The 18,034-nt window shown below is 70.5% G+C and carries 20 protein-coding genes; 6 read left to right on the forward strand and 14 right to left on the reverse strand.

Features of this window, described 5'->3' with window-relative positions; all coding sequences use genetic code 11:
- Positions 1-8 precede the first annotated feature (8 nt).
- Entirely contained in the window at positions 9-932 is a 924-nt protein-coding gene (locus CG719_RS30950) for a LysR family transcriptional regulator (RefSeq protein ID WP_100572039.1), read from the forward strand.
- A 5-nt stretch (positions 933-937) separates the two neighbouring features.
- Here the strand turns inward: CG719_RS30950 and CG719_RS30955 are convergent, their stop codons facing one another.
- The 8 genes from CG719_RS30955 to CG719_RS30990 form a co-directional block, all read right to left on the reverse strand.
- Positions 938-1,546, reverse strand: coding sequence for a TetR/AcrR family transcriptional regulator (locus tag CG719_RS30955; RefSeq protein ID WP_100572040.1), 609 nt, complete (start codon positions 1,544-1,546; stop codon positions 938-940).
- 93 nt (positions 1,547-1,639) lie between these two features.
- Complete coding sequence (locus tag CG719_RS30960; protein WP_100572041.1) at positions 1,640-2,308, reverse strand: 3-oxoacid CoA-transferase subunit B; 669 nt, start codon at positions 2,306-2,308, stop codon at positions 1,640-1,642.
- Positions 2,308-3,000: a 3-oxoacid CoA-transferase subunit A gene (locus CG719_RS30965; protein WP_100572042.1), complete on the reverse strand. Its 693-nt coding sequence runs from the start codon at positions 2,998-3,000 to the stop codon at positions 2,308-2,310. Before CG719_RS30965 ends, CG719_RS30960 begins: the two co-directional genes overlap by 1 nt.
- Entirely contained in the window at positions 2,997-4,190 is a 1,194-nt protein-coding gene (locus CG719_RS30970) for a thiolase family protein (protein ID WP_100572043.1), read from the reverse strand. The genes CG719_RS30965 and CG719_RS30970 overlap by 4 nt, the downstream gene beginning before the upstream one ends.
- Positions 4,187-5,440 (reverse strand): FAD-dependent oxidoreductase, encoded by a 1,254-nt coding sequence (locus tag CG719_RS30975; protein ID WP_100572044.1) that lies wholly within the window; start codon positions 5,438-5,440, stop codon positions 4,187-4,189. Before CG719_RS30975 ends, CG719_RS30970 begins: the two co-directional genes overlap by 4 nt.
- A gap of 28 nt (positions 5,441-5,468) precedes the next feature.
- The gene (locus CG719_RS30980; protein ID WP_100572045.1) at positions 5,469-6,104 is read right to left on the reverse strand and encodes a maleylpyruvate isomerase N-terminal domain-containing protein; all 636 of its coding nucleotides are present in this window, start codon (positions 6,102-6,104) and stop codon (positions 5,469-5,471) included.
- Entirely contained in the window at positions 6,101-6,928 is an 828-nt protein-coding gene (locus CG719_RS30985) for a fumarylacetoacetate hydrolase family protein (protein ID WP_100572046.1), read from the reverse strand. The genes CG719_RS30980 and CG719_RS30985 overlap by 4 nt, the downstream gene beginning before the upstream one ends.
- Before the next feature lie 2 nt (positions 6,929-6,930).
- Entirely contained in the window at positions 6,931-8,091 is a 1,161-nt protein-coding gene (locus CG719_RS30990) for a cupin domain-containing protein (RefSeq protein WP_199836849.1), read from the reverse strand.
- A 69-nt stretch (positions 8,092-8,160) separates the two neighbouring features.
- Between CG719_RS30990 and CG719_RS30995 the strand changes: the two genes are divergently transcribed.
- A complete protein-coding gene (locus CG719_RS30995) occupies positions 8,161-8,937 on the forward strand; it encodes an IclR family transcriptional regulator (protein ID WP_100572047.1) in 777 nt (258 codons plus the stop codon).
- Between the two features lie 209 nt (positions 8,938-9,146).
- A complete protein-coding gene (locus tag CG719_RS31000; protein ID WP_100572048.1) occupies positions 9,147-10,793 on the forward strand; it encodes an MFS transporter in 1,647 nt (548 codons plus the stop codon).
- A 122-nt stretch (positions 10,794-10,915) separates the two neighbouring features.
- On the opposite strand, the gene CG719_RS31005 is transcribed toward CG719_RS31000, so the two are convergent.
- Together CG719_RS31005 and CG719_RS31010 are read right to left on the reverse strand one after the other, a co-directional pair.
- Positions 10,916-12,508, reverse strand: a complete 1,593-nt coding sequence (locus tag CG719_RS31005; RefSeq protein WP_100572049.1) for an MFS transporter — start codon at positions 12,506-12,508, stop codon at positions 10,916-10,918.
- 183 nt (positions 12,509-12,691) lie between these two features.
- The gene (locus CG719_RS31010) at positions 12,692-13,162 is read right to left on the reverse strand and encodes a MarR family winged helix-turn-helix transcriptional regulator (protein WP_100572050.1); all 471 of its coding nucleotides are present in this window, start codon (positions 13,160-13,162) and stop codon (positions 12,692-12,694) included.
- Positions 13,163-13,571: 409 nt separating this feature from the next.
- Here CG719_RS31010 and CG719_RS31015 point away from each other — a divergent pair, with 409 nt between their 5' ends.
- The 3 genes from CG719_RS31015 (at position 13,572) to CG719_RS31025 (ending at position 15,360) form a co-directional block, all read left to right on the forward strand.
- Complete coding sequence (locus CG719_RS31015; protein ID WP_018566052.1) at positions 13,572-13,949, forward strand: nuclear transport factor 2 family protein; 378 nt, start codon at positions 13,572-13,574, stop codon at positions 13,947-13,949.
- 311 nt (positions 13,950-14,260) lie between these two features.
- Complete coding sequence (locus CG719_RS35570; protein WP_159024991.1) at positions 14,261-14,470, forward strand: transposase; 210 nt, start codon at positions 14,261-14,263, stop codon at positions 14,468-14,470.
- A complete protein-coding gene (locus tag CG719_RS31025) occupies positions 14,467-15,360 on the forward strand; it encodes an IS3 family transposase (protein ID WP_100572052.1) in 894 nt (297 codons plus the stop codon). The genes CG719_RS35570 and CG719_RS31025 overlap by 4 nt, the downstream gene beginning before the upstream one ends.
- A gap of 203 nt (positions 15,361-15,563) precedes the next feature.
- On the opposite strand, the gene CG719_RS31030 is transcribed toward CG719_RS31025, so the two are convergent.
- The 4 genes from CG719_RS31030 to CG719_RS31045 are packed head-to-tail and all read right to left on the reverse strand — an operon-like array spanning position 15,564 to position 18,033.
- Positions 15,564-15,755 (reverse strand): hypothetical protein, encoded by a 192-nt coding sequence (locus tag CG719_RS31030; protein ID WP_234375845.1) that lies wholly within the window; start codon positions 15,753-15,755, stop codon positions 15,564-15,566.
- Between the two features lie 32 nt (positions 15,756-15,787).
- Entirely contained in the window at positions 15,788-16,528 is a 741-nt protein-coding gene (locus CG719_RS31035; protein ID WP_100572053.1) for an SRPBCC family protein, read from the reverse strand.
- Between the two features lie 30 nt (positions 16,529-16,558).
- Entirely contained in the window at positions 16,559-17,806 is a 1,248-nt protein-coding gene (locus CG719_RS31040; protein WP_100572054.1) for a cytochrome P450, read from the reverse strand.
- Positions 17,807-17,817: 11 nt separating this feature from the next.
- Positions 17,818-18,033, reverse strand: coding sequence for an MbtH family protein (locus CG719_RS31045; RefSeq protein ID WP_100572055.1), 216 nt, complete (start codon positions 18,031-18,033; stop codon positions 17,818-17,820).
- Position 18,034: the final 1 nt, after the last annotated feature.

The following is an 18,034-nucleotide window of genomic DNA, read 5'->3' on the forward strand; positions in this document are numbered from 1 at the left end:
TTCGCCGCATGAGCACAGAGGAACGGGGCACCACGGGTTCGGGCCTGGACCGACTGGCCTCGGTCAACCTGAACCTGCTGGTGCCCCTCCTCGCGCTCCTCGAGGAGCGTTCGGTGACCAGGGCCGCGGAGCGGGTCGGTCTGTCGCAGCCGGCCATGAGCCACGCCCTGACGAGAATGCGGCGCATGCTGGGGGACGACCTCGTCGTCCGGCAAGGGAGCGGGGTCACGCTGACACCGCGCGCACTGGAGTTGGTGGGGCCGCTGCGCAGTGCCCTGCAGCAGACGGCACGCATCGTGAACTTCCCCCTCTTCGACCCCGCGACTGACCGGCGGGTCATCACGGTCGCCATGACGAACAGCACGGCGTTCGTCGTGGGGCCCCGGCTGACCCAGCTCGTCACCGAGCGCGCTCCGCACGCCACGCTGCGACTGCGGACGATCACAGTGCCGACCGAGGCGACCTTCACCGATCAGGGCGTCGACGTCGTGCTGATCTCCGAGGGGCACCTCTCGCCGTATCCGCGCGAGCGCCTGTACGACGACCGCTGTGTGGTGGTGGCCTCCCCGGACACCCCACCGGACGCCGGCGCGCTCGAACTCCTGACGACACAGCCGCACATCGTCGTCGACACCGACCGGCGGGTCTTTCCCTACTCCGTGCTGGAGGACAAGGGCATCCCCTACCGGGTGGGCCAGCTGAGCTCCGACTTCCTGCTGGTGCCCTTTCTGGTCGCCCGCGCGGGCGGCGTCGCTCTCCTGCGCTACCAGGTCGCCGCCGCCATGCGCACGCTCGCCGACCTGCGGATCGAGGAGTTCCCCTTCCCGCTTCCCGGACTCGGGATCGACATGGTCTGGAACCCCCGGCTGGCCGATCAGTACTTCGTCGAATGGCTCCGGGCGCTGCTCCTCGACGTCGCGGCGGGGCTCTGACCCGGTCAGCTCAGCAGCCGCACCCAGCTGGCACCGAGCTCGTCGAGCATCTGGTCGCGCGTGATCTTCCAGTCGGCACCGTCCCAGTGCTGGGCGACGTAGTCGAGCTGGGACATGGCGAGAACGCCCCGGAAGTGGCGTTGGTGGGGTTCGAGGCGCCCGGCCGCCGTCAGTCCGTCCTCGATGTCGCTGATGGCCTCCTCCAGCCACCGCTCGACCAGGTCGGGGAGATCCGGATCGATCACCGCGGCATCGCGGCCGATGCGGATGATCGGCCGGATGGCCGGCCAGCTCTCGGCGGTCCGTCGCAGCCACGCCATGATCGCCTCCGGCGTCCCCTCGGCGACGGTGGCCACCAGGTCCCGCGCCGTGGAACCGTGTTCGGGAGAGCGGACGCGCTGCAGCACCTCGTTGAGCTGCTCGTCGATCAGTGCCCTCATCAGGTCACTGCGCGAGGGGAAGTATGCGTAGAAGGTCACGCGCGTGGTGCCCGCGGCGGTCGCGATGTCGTCGACCGTGGTGGCTGCGTACCCCTTCGTCTTGAACAGCTCGAGTCCCGACTCCAGCAGCAGACGGCGGGTCATCTGCTTCTGTGCCTCACGAAGGTTCGCCATGCCCGAGATCCTAACGCCGTCTCTGCACGGCGAACGCACACACCGAACTTTTGCTTTTCACACCACCTGCGATCTTTACTCGATGTAAGGAATTCAGGCGTTCAACTGCACGGAGAGCCGCTCCCGCAGTTCCGCCACCGCAATGCCGTACGTCTCCAGGACCCGGACACCGTCCGGGCCGACGGCGAAGACGCCGTGGTCGGTGTAGACGCGGTGGACACAGCCGGGTCCGGTGAGCGGGTACGTGCACGCGGGGACCAGTTTGGGGGCGCCGTCCCGGGTGAACAGCTTCATCATCACCAGGACCCGCCGTGCTCCGACGGCGAGGTCCATCGCACCGCCCACGGCGGGGATGGCGTCGGGGTCACCCGTGTGCCAGTTGGCAAGGTCACCGTGCTGGGACACCTGAAACGCCCCGAGGACGCACACGTCCAGGTGACCGCCGCGCATCATCGCGAAGGAGTCGGCGTGGTGGAAGTACGCCGACCCCGGCAGCTCGGTGACCGGCACCTTCCCGGCGTTGGTGAGATCGGGGTCGATCTCGTCGCCGGTCGCGGCCGGGCCCATGCCGAGCATGCCGTTCTCTGTGTGCAGCACGATCCCCGCGTCCGGCGACAGGTGCTCGGCGATCCGGGTCGGCTGCCCGATGCCCAGGTTGACGTACGAGCCGGCCGGTATGTCGCGGGAGATGCGGGCGGCGAGTTCGTCGGTGGTGAGCGGGCCCCGGTCGGTGTGCTCCACGGTGGTGGCTGCGGTCGTCATCAGCGGGCTCCTTGCACGGTCAGCCGGCGGGCCTCGGCCCGCACCAGGCGGTCGACGTAGATGCCCGGGGTGACCACCGTCTCCGGGTCGATCTCCCCGACGGGCACGATCTCGGTGACCTGGGCGACGACCGTGGCGGCCGCGGTGGCCATGACGGGGCCGAAGTTCCGGGCGGTCTTGCGGTAGACGAGATTGCCCATGCCGTCCCCCCGGTGCGCCGAGATCAAAGCCACGTCGCCCTTGATCGGGTACTCCAGGACGTGGACGCGTCCGTCGATCTCCCGGGTCTCCTTGCCCTGCGCCAGCGGGGTGCCGACGCCGACCGGGCTGTAGAAGGCGCCGATGCCCGCCCCGGCGGCCCGCATCCGCTCGGCGAGGGTGCCCTGCGGTACGACCTCCAGCTCGACCCGGCCGGCCCGGTACAGGTCGTCGAAGACGTAGGAGTCGCTCTGCCGGGGGAAGGAGCAGATCACCTTGCGCACCCGGCCGGCCTTCAGCAGCGCGGCCAGGCCCACGTCCCCGTTGCCGGCGTTGTTGGACACCACGGTCAGGTCGCCGGCGCCCTGCCGGATGAGGGCGTCGATGAGGTCGAACGGCATGCCCGCCAGACCGAATCCGCCCACCAGGACCGTCGAACCGTCCTCGATGCCCGCCACGGCCTCGTCGGCCGTGGCGGCGATGGTCGTGGTCATCCCTGGCTCACCTCGTCGGTCACGTTCTCCAGGACCACGGCGAGGGCCTGGCCCACGCCGATGCAGATGGCCGCGACGCCCCAGCGCTGTCGCCGCTCGCGCAGCACCTTGGCCAGGGTCCCGAGGAGCCGGCCTCCCGAGGCGCCCAGCGGGTGTCCGAGCGCGATGGCGCCGCCCCGGGTATTGACGATCTCCGGGTCGACGCCCCAGGCATCCACGCAGGCGAGCGACTGGACCGCGAACGCCTCGTTGAGCTCGACCGCGCCCACGTCGTCCCAGCCGATCCCGGCCCGGCGCAGCGCCTTCTCGGCCGCCTCCACCGGGGCGAAGCCGAACATCTGCGGCTCGACCGCGTGCACGCCGCGCCCGGCGACGCGGGCGACCGGGGCCAGCCCGATCCGGCCGGCCGCCGCCCCGGTCCCCAGCAGCACGGCCGACGCCCCGTCGCTCAGCGGGGAGGCGTTGCCGGCCGTGATCGTCCCGTCCGGGCGGAACGACGGTTTCAGTGCTGCCAGCTTCGCGGGGTCGGTGCCGGGGCGAATGCCCTCGTCACGGGCGAGGTCCTCCGTCGGGAGGACCAGGTCGTCGTAGAAGCCGTCGTCCCAGGCGGCGGCCGCGAGCCGGTGCGAGCGCACCGCGAACTCGTCCTGCCGCTCACGGGAGATCGAGAACTTCTCCTGGAGCAGTTCGTTGCTCTCCCCCAGCGAGACCGTCCACTCCTTGGGCATCGCCGGGTTGACCAGCCGCCAGCCCAGGGTGGTGGAGACGGCGGTGACATCGCGGGCGGGGTAGGCCCGGTCCGGTTTGGGCAACACCCAGGGTGCCCGGGTCATGGACTCCACGCCGCCGGCGACGACGACGTCCACGTCGCCGGACTCCAGGGTGCGCGAGGCGATGATCGCCGCGTCCAGACTGGAGCCGCACAGCCGGTTCACGGTGGTGGCGGGTACGCTCACCGGCAGTCCCGCCAGCAGCACCGCCATCCGGCCGACGTTGCGGTTGTCCTCACCGGCCCCGTTGGCGTTGCCCCACACCACGTCTCCGATCGCGGCGTGGTCCAGGCCGGGTACCTTGGCCAGCAGGCCGGTGAGCGCGGTGGCGGCGAGGTCGTCGGGGCGCGCCCCGGCGAGGGCCCCGTTGAACCGGCCGAAGGGGGTTCGGGCCGCCGCGTACAGGTAGGCGTCGCTCATGCCGCGTCACCCGCGAGCACCGATTCCCCGACGGCCGCCGAGGACAGCGGAACCGGCGTGAACATCTCCGGCTCCTCGTCCGGCGTCAGCGCGGTCGGCCCGTACAGCCAGTCGGTGAACGCGTAGTCGTACGTGTCGCGGACGCGCAGCAGCACATTGCGCTGCTCGCGGGCGATACCGTCGAGGTGCCACAGCTCGCCCCACTTGCGGGAGGTGGTCAGCACGCGGCGGCAGTGCTCCGGGCGGACGGCCTCGTAGGCGGCGAGCGCGGTGCTCCAGTCGACCGTGCCGTCCTCGGCACGGTTGCGGGCGACGTGCTCGCCGAACACCCAGCCGTCCTCGATCGCCATGATCGCGCCCTGGGCGATGTACTGCAGCGGTGGGTGCGCGGAGTCACCGAGCAGCGCGATCCGGCCGTGGACCCAGTTCATGATCGGGTCGCGGTCGAACATCCGCCACCACTTGTCCCGCCACATGAACGGCAGACCCTCCCGGACGAAGTCGGAGGTCTTGGCGAAGGCGGCGTCGAGCTCGTCGGGCGTGCCCCAGTCCTCCTGCCCGGCCAGCGCCTTGGGCGACTCGAAGACCGCGACCTGGTTGAGCATCTCGCCGCCGCGCAGGCCGTAGTGGACGAAGTGGCAGCCGGGGCCGACGTACACCACGACCTCGCTGAGGTCGACGGACTTCACCCGCGGCTGCTCGGCGGGCACGGTGCCGCGGTAGGCGACGTACGCCGAGGAGACGGGCTGGTCGTCGACGAACAGCTTGCGGGCCGGAGAGTGCAGGCCGTCGGCCGCGATCACCATGCCCGCTTCGTGGGTCTCGCCGGAGGCGACGGTCACACGGGCGCCCCCGTCGGTGTTCTCGTACGAGGTCACGCGTGCGTCGTTGATCAGCTCGACACCGGCGCGTTCGCAGGCACGCAGCAGCAGGCCGTGCAGGTCGCTGCGATGGATGACGAGGTACGGGTAGCCGTAGCGCTTCTCCAGGTCGCGCAGGTCGAGCCGGGTCAGCTCGTCCCCGTCGACGGCGTCGCGCATGACCATCGCGTCCGGGACGACGCCGAGGCTCTTGGCTTCCTCCAGGAGACCGTAGTCGTCGAGGATGCGGGTGCAGTTGGGGGCGAGCTGGATGCCGGCGCCGACCTCGCCGAAGGCGGGGGCGCTCTCCAGCAGGCGGACGCTCTGGCCCTGGCGGGTCAGCGAGAACGCGACGCCGAGGCCGCCGATGCCGCCGCCGACGACGATCACATCAGGGTGGGACATGGGATGCACTCCTCTACAGCCACGGGCCGAGGTCGGGGGCGTCGGCGAGCGAGTGGGGACGGCCGGCCAGCCAGGCGGCGACCTCGGGCAGGGGGCCGTCGGGGAGCTCGGTCAGCCCGCGTTTGGCGCTGATCTCGGCGACCAGGGCGGTCAGGAAGCCCTTCGGGAGGTCGGCGAAGGTGACGACGCCGGCGCCGAGGTCGACGGCGTGGACGCACACCTCGCGGGCGCGCATCCACGGGAGTTCGGTGGCGGGGACAGTGCGGCCCTGGGCGGTGACGACCTTGTGCTGCCACTGCTCGTCGGTGAGCCCGTCCAGTCCCTCCGCGAGCCGGTGCGCGGAGGTGGTCAGCCAGGTTCGGAGCTGGTCGGCCGACAGGGACGGGCCCTTGGCGATACCGGCGGCGCGCTCCTCGGCGGAGGCGTACATCGGCGTCTCCTCGCCGGTGGCCGCCCAGTGCACCAGGTTGCACAGGGCGGCGGCGTTTGCGGCGACGTGCGCCACGAGGTGCCCCCGGGTCCACTCCGGCAGCACGCTCGGGGCCGAGAAGCCGGCCTCGTCGAGGCCCGCGACGGCGACGAGCATCAGCTCGGTGCCCGTGCGGGCCCACGCGCGCGCGTCGGCGAAGGTCCGCGTGACCTCGGTCATTCCGCGACCACCTTGTTGGTGCAGGCACCCAGGCCGGCGATCTCGGTGACCACGGTCTGGCCGGGGAGCAGGAAGACCTTCGGGTCGCGGGCGTTGCCCACGCCCGCCGGGGTGCCGGTGGCGATGATGTCGCCCGGACGCAGGGTGATGACGGTGGAGATGTACCGCACCAGGAAGACCGGGTCGAACAGCAACGTTCCGGTGTCGTCCTGCTGCATGACCTGGCCGTCGACGACCGTCTTCACTTCGAGCGCGGGGCGGACGCCTCCGACCTCGTCGGGGGTGACGACGTAGGGGCCGACCGGGGTGGAGGCCTCCCAGATCTTGCCCTGGGTCCACTCGATGGTGCGGAACTGCCAGTCGCGCACCGAGATGTCGTTCATGACGGTGAAGCCTGCGATGGCGTCGGCGGCCTGCTGCTCGTCGGCGCGGCGCACCTGCTTACCGATCACGACGGCCAGCTCGACCTCCCAGTCGAGTGCGTCGGTCTCGGCCGGCTTGACGATGTCGTCGTGCGCGCCCAGCAGGGTGTCGGCGAACTTCGGGAAGAGCGTCGGGTGACTCGGCAGATCCCGGCCCATCTCCTTGATGTGGTTGGTGTAGTTGTGGCCGACGCAGACGACCTTGGAGGGGTTCGGGACGACCGGCGCGAAGTCCGCCGCCTCGGCCGGGTAGGTGGTGCCGGACGCGGCGGCGGCCCTGGCCTGCCAGCCGTCCTCGGCGAACAGCTCGCCCAGGTCGGCGTACCCGAGGTCGACCAGGAGGTCTCCGTCGAGGCGGACCGCCCGGGTGCCGTCGGCGGTGCGGATGGTGGCGAGCTTCATGGTCAGGCGTCCTTCTGGGTGCGGTTGAGCCGGAGCGCCTCGAAGACGGGCGCGTCGGAGAAGCGGAAGAGGTCGAGGGCTCCCTCGTCGGAGTCGGTGGCGCCGGCCTCGGACCTGGCGGCGAACGGTTCCCAGGACGGGACGACGAACAGGTCGCCGCGGGTGACCGTCCAGGACGTGTCGCCGACGGTCACCAGGCCGGAGCCGTCGAAGACCTGGTAGACCGACGAACCGGTCTCGCGCACCGGCGCGGTCTCGGCGCCGCGGGCGATGCGGTGGAACTCGGCGCGGACGGTCGGCAGGACGTCGGAGCCGTCGTGCGGGTTGGAGTAGCGCACCGCGGCGTGGCCGGGTTCGACGGTGCCGCCGAAGCCCTCCTTCTCCAGCAGCAGCTGGTCCCGCAGGGCCGCGTTGGTGTACTCCCACTTGTACGACAGCAGCGGGCTGCCCGGCGTGGCGGGTACTGCCGACAGCGGGCGCAGGCCCGGATGACCCCACAGGCGCTCGGAGCGCGACCGCACGGGGGTGATCCGCTCGGCGTCGCTGATCTCGTCGCGGCCGAACTCGAAGAACTGCGCCTCGGTGACGTACTGGAAGGGGATGTCCAGACCGTCGATCCAGGCCATCGGCTCGGAGGTCGCGTTGTGGTGGGCGTGCCAGTTCCAGCCCGCCTGCGGGAGGAAGTCACCGCGGTTCATCGGCACCGGGTCGCCGCCGACGACCGTCCACACGCCCGAACCCTCGACGACGAAGCGGAAGGCGTGCTGGGTGTGGCGGTGCTCGGGGGCGTCCTCGCCGGGCATGAGGTACTGGATGGCCGCCCACAGCGTCGGCGTGGCGAAGGGCCTGCCGCCGAGGGAGGGGTTGGCCAGCGCGATGGCCCGGCGCTCACCGCCGCGGCCGACCGGCACCAGGCCGCCGGCCCGGTCCGCAAGCTCCCGCAGCCTCTCCCAGCGCCACAGGTGCGGCACGGCACGCGAGCGCGGGTGGGCCGGCATCAGGTCGCCGATCTCGGTCCACAGCGGGACGAGCAGTTCCTGTTCGAAGCCCCGGTAAAGCTCTTCGAGCGCCGGGGTGACCTCGGGCTGCCCCTCCGCGGCGACAGCCTGGAGCCGGACCGGGGAACCCGTGGCGGTGTCTTGGGCTATGGAGGTCTCAGTCACGGCATCAGCGTGCGCTGCGTCTGGTGAGGGAACATGGAGATTCTGGAGAGCAGAATCAGGGGACGCGCCATGGACAAGCCGCTGAAGACACCGCCGCCCTACCCGATCGCCAGCGTGGACCACGCGCTGCGGGCGGCGACCATCCTGCAGATGGAGGGCGGCGCGACCGTCTCGCAGATCGCCGAGCGGCTGGGCGTCGCTCGGTCCACCGCCCACCGGATCCTGGCGATGCTGGTCTACCGGGACTTCGCCGTGCAGGACGAGGACCGCCTCTACCGCGCGGGACCGGTGCTGGAACTCGCCGCGCACTCCCAGTCCCTGGTCTCACGGCTGCGTGCGGCGGCCTTGCCCCACCTGCACCGGGTCGTCGATCTGCTCGACGAGACCGCGAACCTGACGGTGCGCACCGGGGACACGGCCCGGTTCATCGCCAGCGTCGAGTGCCGGCAGGCCCTGCGGGTCGGCTCCCGGGAGGGCATGGTGTTCCCGGCGCACCGCACCACGGCGGGACTGCTCCTGCTCGCCGAACTCTCCGACGAGGAACTGGACGAGGTGTACGCCCCCGAGCGCTACCGCGACCGTCCGGCCGACCGACCGGACCTCGCCCGCCTGCACACGGAGCTGAAACGGCTGCGGCGCAACGGGTTCGCCGTCAACAAGGAACGGTCCGAGCGGGGTCTGATCGCCGTCGGCGTACCGGTACGTGATCGGGACGGGACCGCGCTGGCCGGCCTGTCGGTGTCGATGCCCACCGTGCGCTACGACCCGCACCGCCTGCAGCCCCTGGTGGCCACTCTGGACGCCGCCGCGCGCGCCCTGGAGACGGACCTGGCCGAGCGGTTCTGAGCCCCCGGCTCGCCTTACATCAAGACTGCTGATTTTAAGTTGTGCGCATTTCATTGACGTGACGTAAAGCGAAGTGTCATCCTCCACAACACCACGCCGGACTCGCGACGTGCCCTCTCCCCCCACCGCGTGCGCCGAGCCGAGCGCTTTCACGCTCTCGGGGCTCCCGCTTCCGGGACGCCCGCCTTCCCCAGCCAGGGAGAACAGCAATGACGCTCAACAACGGGACGACCACGTCCCAGGGCCCAACCGCGGGGGCCGCCCGGAGACCGGGCTACGCGGGAACACTGGCTGCCGCCTGCGGTGCGGTCTTCGTGGCCCAGGTCGCGAACGCGCTGCCGGCCTCGCTGCTCGGACTCTTCCAGGAGGACCTGAACACACACGGATCCCAGCTGACGTGGATCACCGCCGCGTTCATGATCGCCGTGGTCTGCTTCGAGTTCACCTTCGGTGTCCTCGGTGACCTCTTCGGGCGGCGAAGGCTGGTCGTGGCCGGCACGGCCCTGGTCGCCGCGGGCAGCACCGTGGCCGCGCTCGCGCCCACCGTGCAGGTGCTGTGGATCGGCGCCGCCCTCAACGGGCTGGGGGCCGGCGCCATGTTCCCCGGCTCGCTCACCGCGATCACCGCCGTCACCCGCACCCTGCGGGAACGGGCGCACGCGGTGGCACTCTGGAGCGGTTTCCTGTCCGCCGGCGCCGCCGTCTCGCCTCTGCTCGGCGGCATGTTCGCCAAGGTCGGGTCGTGGCGTGGTTCCTTCGGGGTGCTCGTCGGACTCGCCCTGGTCAGCATGGCGCTCACCCTGGTGCTGGCCACGGAGTCGAATGCGCCCGAGGGCCGTAAATTCGACGTACCCGGCCAGATCACCTTCGCCGTCGGGCTCATCCTGGTGCTGTACGGCGCCGTCGAGGGACCCGAGTCGGGCTGGACCACCCTCCCCGTCATCCTCGCCTTCGCCTTCGGCATTTGCTTCCTCGCCGGATTCGTCGTGGTGGAGCTGGGGGCCGAATCCCCCATCTTCGACCTGAAGCTGTTCCGCAACCGGGCCTTCACCGTGTCGTCCGTCGCCGCGGTCATCGGCATGCTCGCCTTCCTCGGCGCCTGCTTCGCGATGAGCATGTGGCTGGGTCCTGTGCAGCACCAGGACCCGATCCGCGTCGGGATCCTCTTCCTGCTCCTCCAGGGACCCGCCTTCGTACTCATCCCGGTCGTCTCGCGCCTCCTGCACCGGGTCGCCGCGTCCTGGCTGCTGACCTCCGGGTTCGTCCTGATGGCCGTCGGCTGCCTGCTGTTCACCGGGCTGGACGTCACCGACCCGGGACTCGGCGCGTTCCTCGCCCCCGCCCTGCTGATCGGCATCGGTTTCGCCCTGACCGTCAGCTCGGTGACGGCCGTGGCGCTGAACAGCGTGCCCCTGCACCTGGCGGGCATGGCCAGCGCCACCACCAACATGCTGCGCGACCTCGGCTTCGCCCTCGGCCCCGTCGTCGTCAGCGCGGTCGCCCTCTCCAACGCGGGGGCGGCGTTTGCGGCGAACCTGTCCGACGCGGACCTGCCGGGCGGTCAGGTGGCAGCGGCACGCGAGATCGCCGAGGCCGGAGGGCCCATCGCCGTGAACAGCCTGCCGCCCGACGCCCCGGGATCCGCCGCGCACGGTCTGGCCCTGGAGGCCCTGGGCAGTGGTTTCAGCACCGCGTTCCTGGTGTGTGGTGTGGCGGCCGCCGTCGCCGCGGTCCTGACCGCCTTCGGCATGATCGGGCTCCACGCCCGCCGTTCCGCCGAGGACGAGGCGCCCGCACCGCCGGCTCCGGGAAGCGACGGCGGAGCGGAATCGGCTCCGGCCGTCCTCCATCCCTGACCTCAGCGACTTCTCAGGACGTCACCGGGGCGATCGACGCGCACCACCCCGTCTGCCGCACACCGGGCGCGGCGGACGGGCCGTGTGCCCGGCTTCGGCCCACCTCTCCGCCCCACCCGCCATCAGCCGTCGGCGGCGGGCGAGTTGGCGCCGCGGCGCAGGCCAGCTGCGGCGAGGAGGGCACCCGCGACGCACAGGACGGCGGTGACGAGAACGGCGGCGTGCACACCGTTCATGAAGGCGTTGCCGCTGCCCTCGGCAACGGCGGCCTTCAGCTGTGCGGGCATGCCGTCCGTGACCGGCGCGATGCCCATGGCCACGGCATCCTTGGCCTCCTCCAAGCCGTGTGCTGCGGAGGCCGGCACCCCGGCGCCGGTCAGCTCCCCGGTGAGCGTGGCTCCGACCCGGCTGCTGATCAGCGAGACCAGAACGGACGTACCGAGGGCGCCGCCAATCTGCAGTGCGGTGGACTGCAGGCCGCTCGCCACACCGCCGTCCCGGACGGGCGCGTTGCCGACGATCGCGTCGGAGGAGGCCGACATGACCATGCCGACGCCCAGGCCGGTCAGGACGAAGGGCGGCCACATGGCCGCGTACGAGGAGTTCGCGTCCCAGGTCAGCATCCACACGGAGGCCACCGCCTCCAGCAGCATGCCGGCCGGCATGGACAGGCGGGCTCCGAGCCGCTCGGTCAGCGCCGCACCCAGCGGTGCCGCGACCACGGAGGCCAGGCTCAGCGGCAGGGTGCGCACGCCCACCTCGACCGGGGTCAGACCCCGGACGTTCTGCAGGTACAGCATCAGGAAGAAGATGACGCCGAGCAGCACGAAGAAGTTGATCGCGGTGACGAGGGTGCCGATGGTCAGCGCCGGGCTGCGGAACAGCCGCATGGGCAGCAGCGGGTGCCGGACACGGGTCTCGTACCAGCCGAAGAGCACCAGCAGGACCAGTCCGGCGGCGAGGGCGCCCAGGGTCCCTCCCGAGGTCCAGCCCCAGGTCTCACCCTTGATCACGCCGAAGACCACGGCGACCAGACCGAGCGCCAGCAGGATCACGCCTGGGATGTCGAAGCGGTGGCGGCCGGTGAAGTCCTTGCTCTGCGGCAGCACGAGTGCGCTGAAGACCAGGGTCGCGATGCCGATGGGCGCGTTGATGTAGAACACGGACTCCCAGTTGACGTGCTCGACCAGCAGGCCGCCGACGATCGGTCCGAGCGCGGTCGAACACGAGGCCACCATGGCCCACAGGCCCACCGCCGTACCGAACTTCTGCGGCGGGAAGACGGCGCGCAGCAGACCGAGTGTGTTGGGTATCAGCAGCGCGGCGCAGAGCCCCTGCAGCGCGCGGAAGGCGATCACGCCCTCGACGGAGCCGATCAGCCCGATCATGACGGAGGCCACGACGAAGCCCGCGACTCCGGCCATGTAGTACGTGCGCCGCCCGAACCGGTCACCCAGCTTGCCGCCCAGGATGAGGGCGGCGGCCATGGCGATGAGGTAGGAGTTGGTGACCCACTGCAGGTCGGCGGTGGACGCGTGCAGGCTGCGGCCGATCTCCGGGTTCGCTATTGAGACCACGGATCCGTCGAGGTTGACCATGAAGAGACCGATCGCGACGGCGATCAGCGTCAGCCACGGATTGGAGCGCGGGCCCGGCTTGGCGCCCAGTGGCGAGGGAGCGTGCAGAGTGGAGTGGTCCACGGGCGTGGAGGGCATGCGGGTGCCTTGTCTGTGGTGAGAACGTCGACAGGTCGACGAGATGGATCAAGGCCTTCGGCGCAGGCGGAGATACGGCAGCGCGCGGCCACCACGCGGGAAGCGCGGCGGGGCAACGGCGCGCTCGAGATGCGGGCTGCGCACGCGGCCGGGCGCTCGCCCCTGAGCACCGGAGCCGGAAGGTCAGTCGGCGGAGTAGAAGCGCCGGGTCAACGCCAGCAGCGCGCCACAGGCCGAACCGAGAGCGTCCTGCTCCCCTTCGGTGAGGGACTCCAGCAGACGCGCCACGTGGACTTCCTTCAGCCCCCGCGCTTCCGCGAGTCGCTCCGCGGCCAGCGCCGTGGGGTACAGATGAGCGACCCGCTTGTCGACGGCATCCCGCCTGCGCTCCAACAGCCCCAACTCGGTGAGCTGGGCGACGAGGGCGCTGACATTGTTCGGCTTCATCAGCAGGGCGTCCGCCGCGTCACGGACCGTGACGCCCGCACGCTCCTCGACAAGCCGCAGCAGAGCGAGCTGCCCCTCCGGCAGCGTCGGGTACGGAAAGTCCCGGATCACCTGCCGCTCGAGCGCCCTGTTCAGCACAGGCAGAACCGCCACGAGGACCGAGGCCACGTGGTCGTTCTGCCGGCCAGAGGCACTGGAATCGAGCACGCATCGACTATAGGTACGCCAACATACCTATGTCAACATAGGTACATGCCGGGCGGCCAGACGCAGTAGTCAGTGGCGACCGACCGCGGGCCCGACGACTGGTGAGTGCACCGGTCGCGCCGCCTTCCACGAACTGGCGGCGGTGTAAGGCCGGTAGGAAGGACCCCGGGCACGATGGGCGGCTCGGGGTCCTTCGCTGTCCCGGGGCTGCGCCATCGCACTGGATTGCGTGTAGGCCCTGGGACTGGGCGGCTCTCCCTGTCGGTGGTGATGGTCCGGGAGGGGCTCGCTGAAGCGGTCCAACGGACTGCATACTCGACTTCGCTAGTGCTGTGATCGGGAAGGTTCACCGTGATCGGAAGGCGGCTCGTGGGACGAGCGCACGCGAAACGGCTGGTATTACTGGGGCATGCAGGAAGAGACCGCACGCTCCGCGATCGACACGTTCATCTCCGCGTTCAACGCCTCGGACGACAGCTATGTGACTGCCCTGCTCTCCCAGGCCCTGACCTCAGACGTGGTCTTCTGGGGGCCGTTGGGTCGCAGCGAAGGAATCGAGGCGGTCGAGCGGTTCGTGCTGGACATCCGACGCCACCCGGCGGGGACCGGCACGATGGTGCGCTGCTCAGCGGTGGACATGCCTGACGAATGGGCCCGGTACCAGTGGGTCTTCACCACACCTGATGGAGGCCCCCGCCTGGCGGGAACGGATGTCGTCCATCTGCGACGGAGCCTCATCGACCAGGTCATCGTCTTCGCGGGGGAGATCGAGCCGTTCGCCTCCTGAGTCATCCTTCTGTCGCTGTCCTTCTCCTGAACTTGCCCCGTCGGCGTTCGGGGGCTGCTGTTCGCGGTTGGTCAGGCCGCGGTGTCGAGGGGGCGTCCGCCCCAGCGAATGCCCTTTTCGCTGCGGGTGCGGGCGCGTTCCTTGCGTTGTGAACCTTCCCCTTGATCGTGGACACCTGGAGACTGGGACATGAGGTTCCAGAGGAAGTAGTGCCAGGTGGGAAGCAAGAGCAACCGCAGCAGGCGGTACACGGAGGAGTTCAAACGGGACGCGGTCGCGCTCGTTCGCTCCTCCGGGAGACCGTCACCGAGGTGGCCCGGGAGATCGGGGTCAGCGCCGAGGGACTGCGGAACTGGGTCAAGCAGGACACGATCGACCGCGGGCAGGGCGCGCCGGGAGAGCTGACGACGGCCGAGCGTGAAGAGCTGCGCCGGCTGCGGAGGCTGGCCGCCGAGCAGGCCGAGACGACCGAGGTACTGCGAAAAGCGGCGGTCTTCTTCGCGAAGGAGAGCGATCGATGAGCGATGTGTACGCGTTCATCGAGGCGGAGAAGACCACCCATGACGTTGCTCTGTTGTGCCGGCTGCTGAAGGTGGCCCGCTCCTCCTTCTACGCGTGGCCGGCCGGCGAGAAGACGCGCTCGGCGAGGAAGGCCGCCGATGACGCCCTGGCCCACGAGATCACCGTGCTCCACGTCGCCTCCAAAGCCACCTACGGGGTGCCGCGCATCCACGCCGGGCTGCGCCGGCTCCGACACCGCGTGAACCGCAAACGGATCGAGCGCGTCATGCGTGAACGCGGCATCAGCGGTGTCACACGGCGCAGGCGCAAGGGCCTGACCCGCGCGGCCAGAAGGGCGGTGCCCGCCCCGGACCTGATCGGCCGCGACTTCACCGCAGCGGCGCCGGGGATGAAGCTGGTCGGCGACATCACCTACATCGCCACCGGCGAGGGCTGGCTGTATCTGGCGACCTGGCTGGACCTCGCAACCCGCGAGATCGTCGGCTACTCGATGGCCGACCACCACCGCGCCGGCCTGGTCGTGGACGCGCTGAAGATGGCCGCCGGACGCGGGCAGCTGAAGCCCGGATGCATTGCGCACTCCGACCGCGGCAGTGAATACACCTCCGACGAACTCCGGTGCGCAATATGCGGGTTGGGACTGCGGCAGAGCATGGGCCGCACCGGCTCGTGCTTCGACAACGCCGCCGCCGAGTCGTTCTTCGCACTGCTGAAGGAGGAGATCGGGACCCGTCGCTGGCCCGACCGGTCCAGCGCCCGCGCGGACATCTTCGCTTTTGTCGAGACCTTCTACAACCGACAACGCCTACGCCGCCATCCACGCTGGGGCTACCTCACCCCGCTGGAGACCCGGCAGCGCCTCCAACAAGAACACGCCCCCACGGCGTAAGCATCGAGTGTCCAAGATCACGGGGAAGCTTCAGGGCCGCCTCTCGAACCGTCATGTGCTGACGTTCGGCGTGGGCATGAGTCCGTGGAACGCTGTCAGTGGAGCACGTATGACGTCCCGGACACGAGCGCCCATTCACAAGGCCGGTGCCGTCCGGCAGTTGATGTGCCGGACGGCACCGGTCTCGTGGATCCCGAAGCGGTCTACCAGCGGCCGCGTGCCGACGCCGAGCCGAGCTTGGAACTCAGCACCGGCAGGAAGACAGGGAGCCTGGCCACCGCGGATTCGGGAACCGGGGTGACCTGGACCGTGTCTCGCACCACGTCCTGCACCACGAGTTTGTAGGTGCCGTCTTCCCCCCGGACGAGTTCGGCGGCGTAGAGCAGTGTTTCCACCAGAGGCCCTTCGGTCGTGTCGTGCGGCGGGGTCAGGAGCCGTTGAGCCAGGCGTTCCAGGTCTTGGTCGCCTGCGCTTCGTCCGCATCCTCGGCGAACAGGTGATGGCCCAGCCAGATCGGCCAGTTCCAGGAACTGCCGTTGAAGAACCGGTACAGCGCGTCCGGGCCTCGCAGGCCGACGAAGTCGGGGCTCAGCCAGTCCACGACCACCTCCGTCGAGCCGTCTTCCGTACCCGGGAGGTCGAGCGAGCGCCGGTCGCCGACGGCCGCGTCGTCGAGGCCGAGGCGTCGGCGCAGGGCGGCGAAGTCGGCGGGGTCGTCGGTGCACTCGGCACGGGCGGCCTTGACGTAGACGGCGGGGCGGCCGGCGAAGTGCTTCAGGTACTCGGGGAGGGAGTGCTGGTAGAAGTCGACGTGCTTCTCGGCCGCGTCCGCCTTGGTGTCCCAGTTCCAGGTGTCGTCGACGACGCCCGTGTGCACCCAGTGGATTCCCATCCGAAGGTGGCTCGTGCCGCCGTCGGCCGGCTCGATGCGGTAGGTGAGCGTGTTGGAGAACCCGCCTTCCTGGGTGGCCCGAACCGCGAAGTGGTGCGGCGGTTCCCACGCGACGACGGTGCTGTCACCGCGCGAGGCCTTTCCGCCGACGCGCGGCTCGACTTCCATCGGGTACAGCCAGCCGAGGTTGCCGGCGCCGGTGGCGACCGCGTCCCAGACCTGTTCGGGCGTGGCGGGCAGGTCCTGTTCCCGGCGGACCTCGAGCTCTCGGGCCATGGTCACTTCTCCTTCGTCGTCATTCATGGGTCAGTAGGTGAGCGGAAGCGCGGTGAGTCGCCGTTGCAGCGGGTTGGGCCGCCAGTCGAGGACCGCGCCGTCGGCCAGCCGCAGGTGCGGGAGCCGGCGGACCAGCGTGCCGACGGCCACCTCCGCCTGGAGCTTGGCCAGCGGGCCGCCGAGGCAGAAGTGCGGGCCGTTGCCGAAGCTGAGGTGCCGGTTGCCGGGGCGGGTCAGGTCGAGCCGGTCGGGGTCCTCGAAGCGCTCGGGATCCCGGTTGGTCGCGGCGAGGAACAGGTAGGCCAGCTCGCCCTGCTGCAGCGTCCGCCCGCCGATCGCGATGTCCTCGGCGGCGACCCGGACGATCGCCTGGGTCGGGGTGTCGTAGCGGGCGAGTTCCTCGACGGCGGTGCGGACCAGCGCCGGGTCGGCACGCAGCCGGGCCAGTTGGTCGGGGTGACGCAGCAGGGCGAGCATGCCATTGCCGACCAGGTGGGTGGTGGTCTCGTCGCCCGCAGTGATCAGGACGAAGCAGGTGGACAGCAGCTCGGAGTCGGTGAGCCGGTCGTCCTGCGCCTGAGTGGCGACCAGGGCGCTGATGAGGTCGTCGCCGGGGTCGGCCCGGCGGCGGCGGACGAGCCGGGCGAGGTACTCCTCGTACTGCTCGATCGCCGCCTCGGACTTGTCGATGTCCTCGCTCAGCCGGCCGAAGCGGTGGAACCAGGTCTTGACCTGCGGGAGGTCCTCGGGCGGGATGCCGAAGAGCTCGCAGACGACGGACATCGGCAGCGGGGAGGCGACCGCCTCGATCAGGTCCATGGTCGGCCCGGCCGCGACCGCCTCGTCGATGAGCCGGTCGACGATCCGCTGAATGCGGTCGCGCAGGGCTTCGACGCGCCGGGCGGTGAAGGCGCGGTTGGCCAGCTTGCGCAGCCGGGCGTGGTCCGGTGGATCGGTGTTGCTCATCACCCGGCCGAGCCGGTCGGTGAGCCTGCTGAATGCCTTGAGGTCGCCGCCGAGCGCGCTGTAGGCGCGGGTCATCCGGTCCCGGTCGCTGGAGAGCCGCAGGTCGCTCAGTGCCGCCTCGATGTCGGCGTACCGGGTGAGGTACCAGATGCCCTGGTTGCTGCGGTGGACCGGGCTCTCGCGCCGCATGCGGGCGTAGAACGGGTACGGGTCCCGGCGGGCCTCGGGCGTGAGCAGGGCTGCGGCGAGGTCGTCGGACCGGGCGAGGCCCGCTCTGTCGCGGGCCTCGCCGGTGGTTTCGGTCAGGTTCACTGCGAGCCGTGCTACCGCTGGGCGTTCATGGCGTCGGCGAGGCTCTTGGGCCGCATGTCGGTCCAGGACTGCTCGACGTACTCCAGGCAGGCGGCGTGGGTGTCGGGTCCGTGGGCGACGCTCCAGCCCGCGGGGACATCGGCGAACTGCGGCCACAGCGAGTGCTGGTTCTCGTCGTTGGTGAGCACGAGGAAGGTGCCGTCCTGGTCCTCGAACGGGTTGGTCATG

The sequence above is a fragment of the Streptomyces sp. CB01373 genome, from assembly GCF_002803075.1.
Lineage (GTDB): Bacteria > Actinomycetota > Actinomycetes > Streptomycetales > Streptomycetaceae > Streptomyces.

What these genes read in the sequence shown, in the direction of transcription:
- CG719_RS31045 (WP_100572055.1), bottom strand. Translation starts at nt 18,033, where the DNA reads ATGACCAACCCGTTCGAGGACCAGGACGGCACCTTCCTCGTGCTCACC.
- CG719_RS30985 (WP_100572046.1), bottom strand. Translation starts at nt 6,928, where the DNA reads ATGAAGCTCGCCACCATCCGCACCGCCGACGGCACCCGGGCGGTCCGC.
- CG719_RS30950 (WP_100572039.1), top strand. Translation starts at nt 9, where the DNA reads ATGAGCACAGAGGAACGGGGCACCACGGGTTCGGGCCTGGACCGACTG.
- CG719_RS30970 (WP_100572043.1), bottom strand. Translation starts at nt 4,190, where the DNA reads ATGAGCGACGCCTACCTGTACGCGGCGGCCCGAACCCCCTTCGGCCGG.
- CG719_RS30955 (WP_100572040.1), bottom strand. Translation starts at nt 1,546, where the DNA reads ATGGCGAACCTTCGTGAGGCACAGAAGCAGATGACCCGCCGTCTGCTG.
- CG719_RS30995 (WP_100572047.1), top strand. Translation starts at nt 8,161, where the DNA reads ATGGACAAGCCGCTGAAGACACCGCCGCCCTACCCGATCGCCAGCGTG.
- CG719_RS31035 (WP_100572053.1), bottom strand. Translation starts at nt 16,528, where the DNA reads ATGGCCCGAGAGCTCGAGGTCCGCCGGGAACAGGACCTGCCCGCCACG.
- CG719_RS31000 (WP_100572048.1), top strand. Translation starts at nt 9,147, where the DNA reads ATGACGCTCAACAACGGGACGACCACGTCCCAGGGCCCAACCGCGGGG.
- CG719_RS31005 (WP_100572049.1), bottom strand. Translation starts at nt 12,508, where the DNA reads ATGCCCTCCACGCCCGTGGACCACTCCACTCTGCACGCTCCCTCGCCA.
- CG719_RS30960 (WP_100572041.1), bottom strand. Translation starts at nt 2,308, where the DNA reads ATGACGACCGCAGCCACCACCGTGGAGCACACCGACCGGGGCCCGCTC.
- CG719_RS31025 (WP_100572052.1), top strand. Translation starts at nt 14,467, where the DNA reads ATGAGCGATGTGTACGCGTTCATCGAGGCGGAGAAGACCACCCATGAC.
- CG719_RS31015 (WP_018566052.1), top strand. Translation starts at nt 13,572, where the DNA reads ATGCAGGAAGAGACCGCACGCTCCGCGATCGACACGTTCATCTCCGCG.
- CG719_RS30965 (WP_100572042.1), bottom strand. Translation starts at nt 3,000, where the DNA reads ATGACCACGACCATCGCCGCCACGGCCGACGAGGCCGTGGCGGGCATC.
- CG719_RS30980 (WP_100572045.1), bottom strand. Translation starts at nt 6,104, where the DNA reads ATGACCGAGGTCACGCGGACCTTCGCCGACGCGCGCGCGTGGGCCCGC.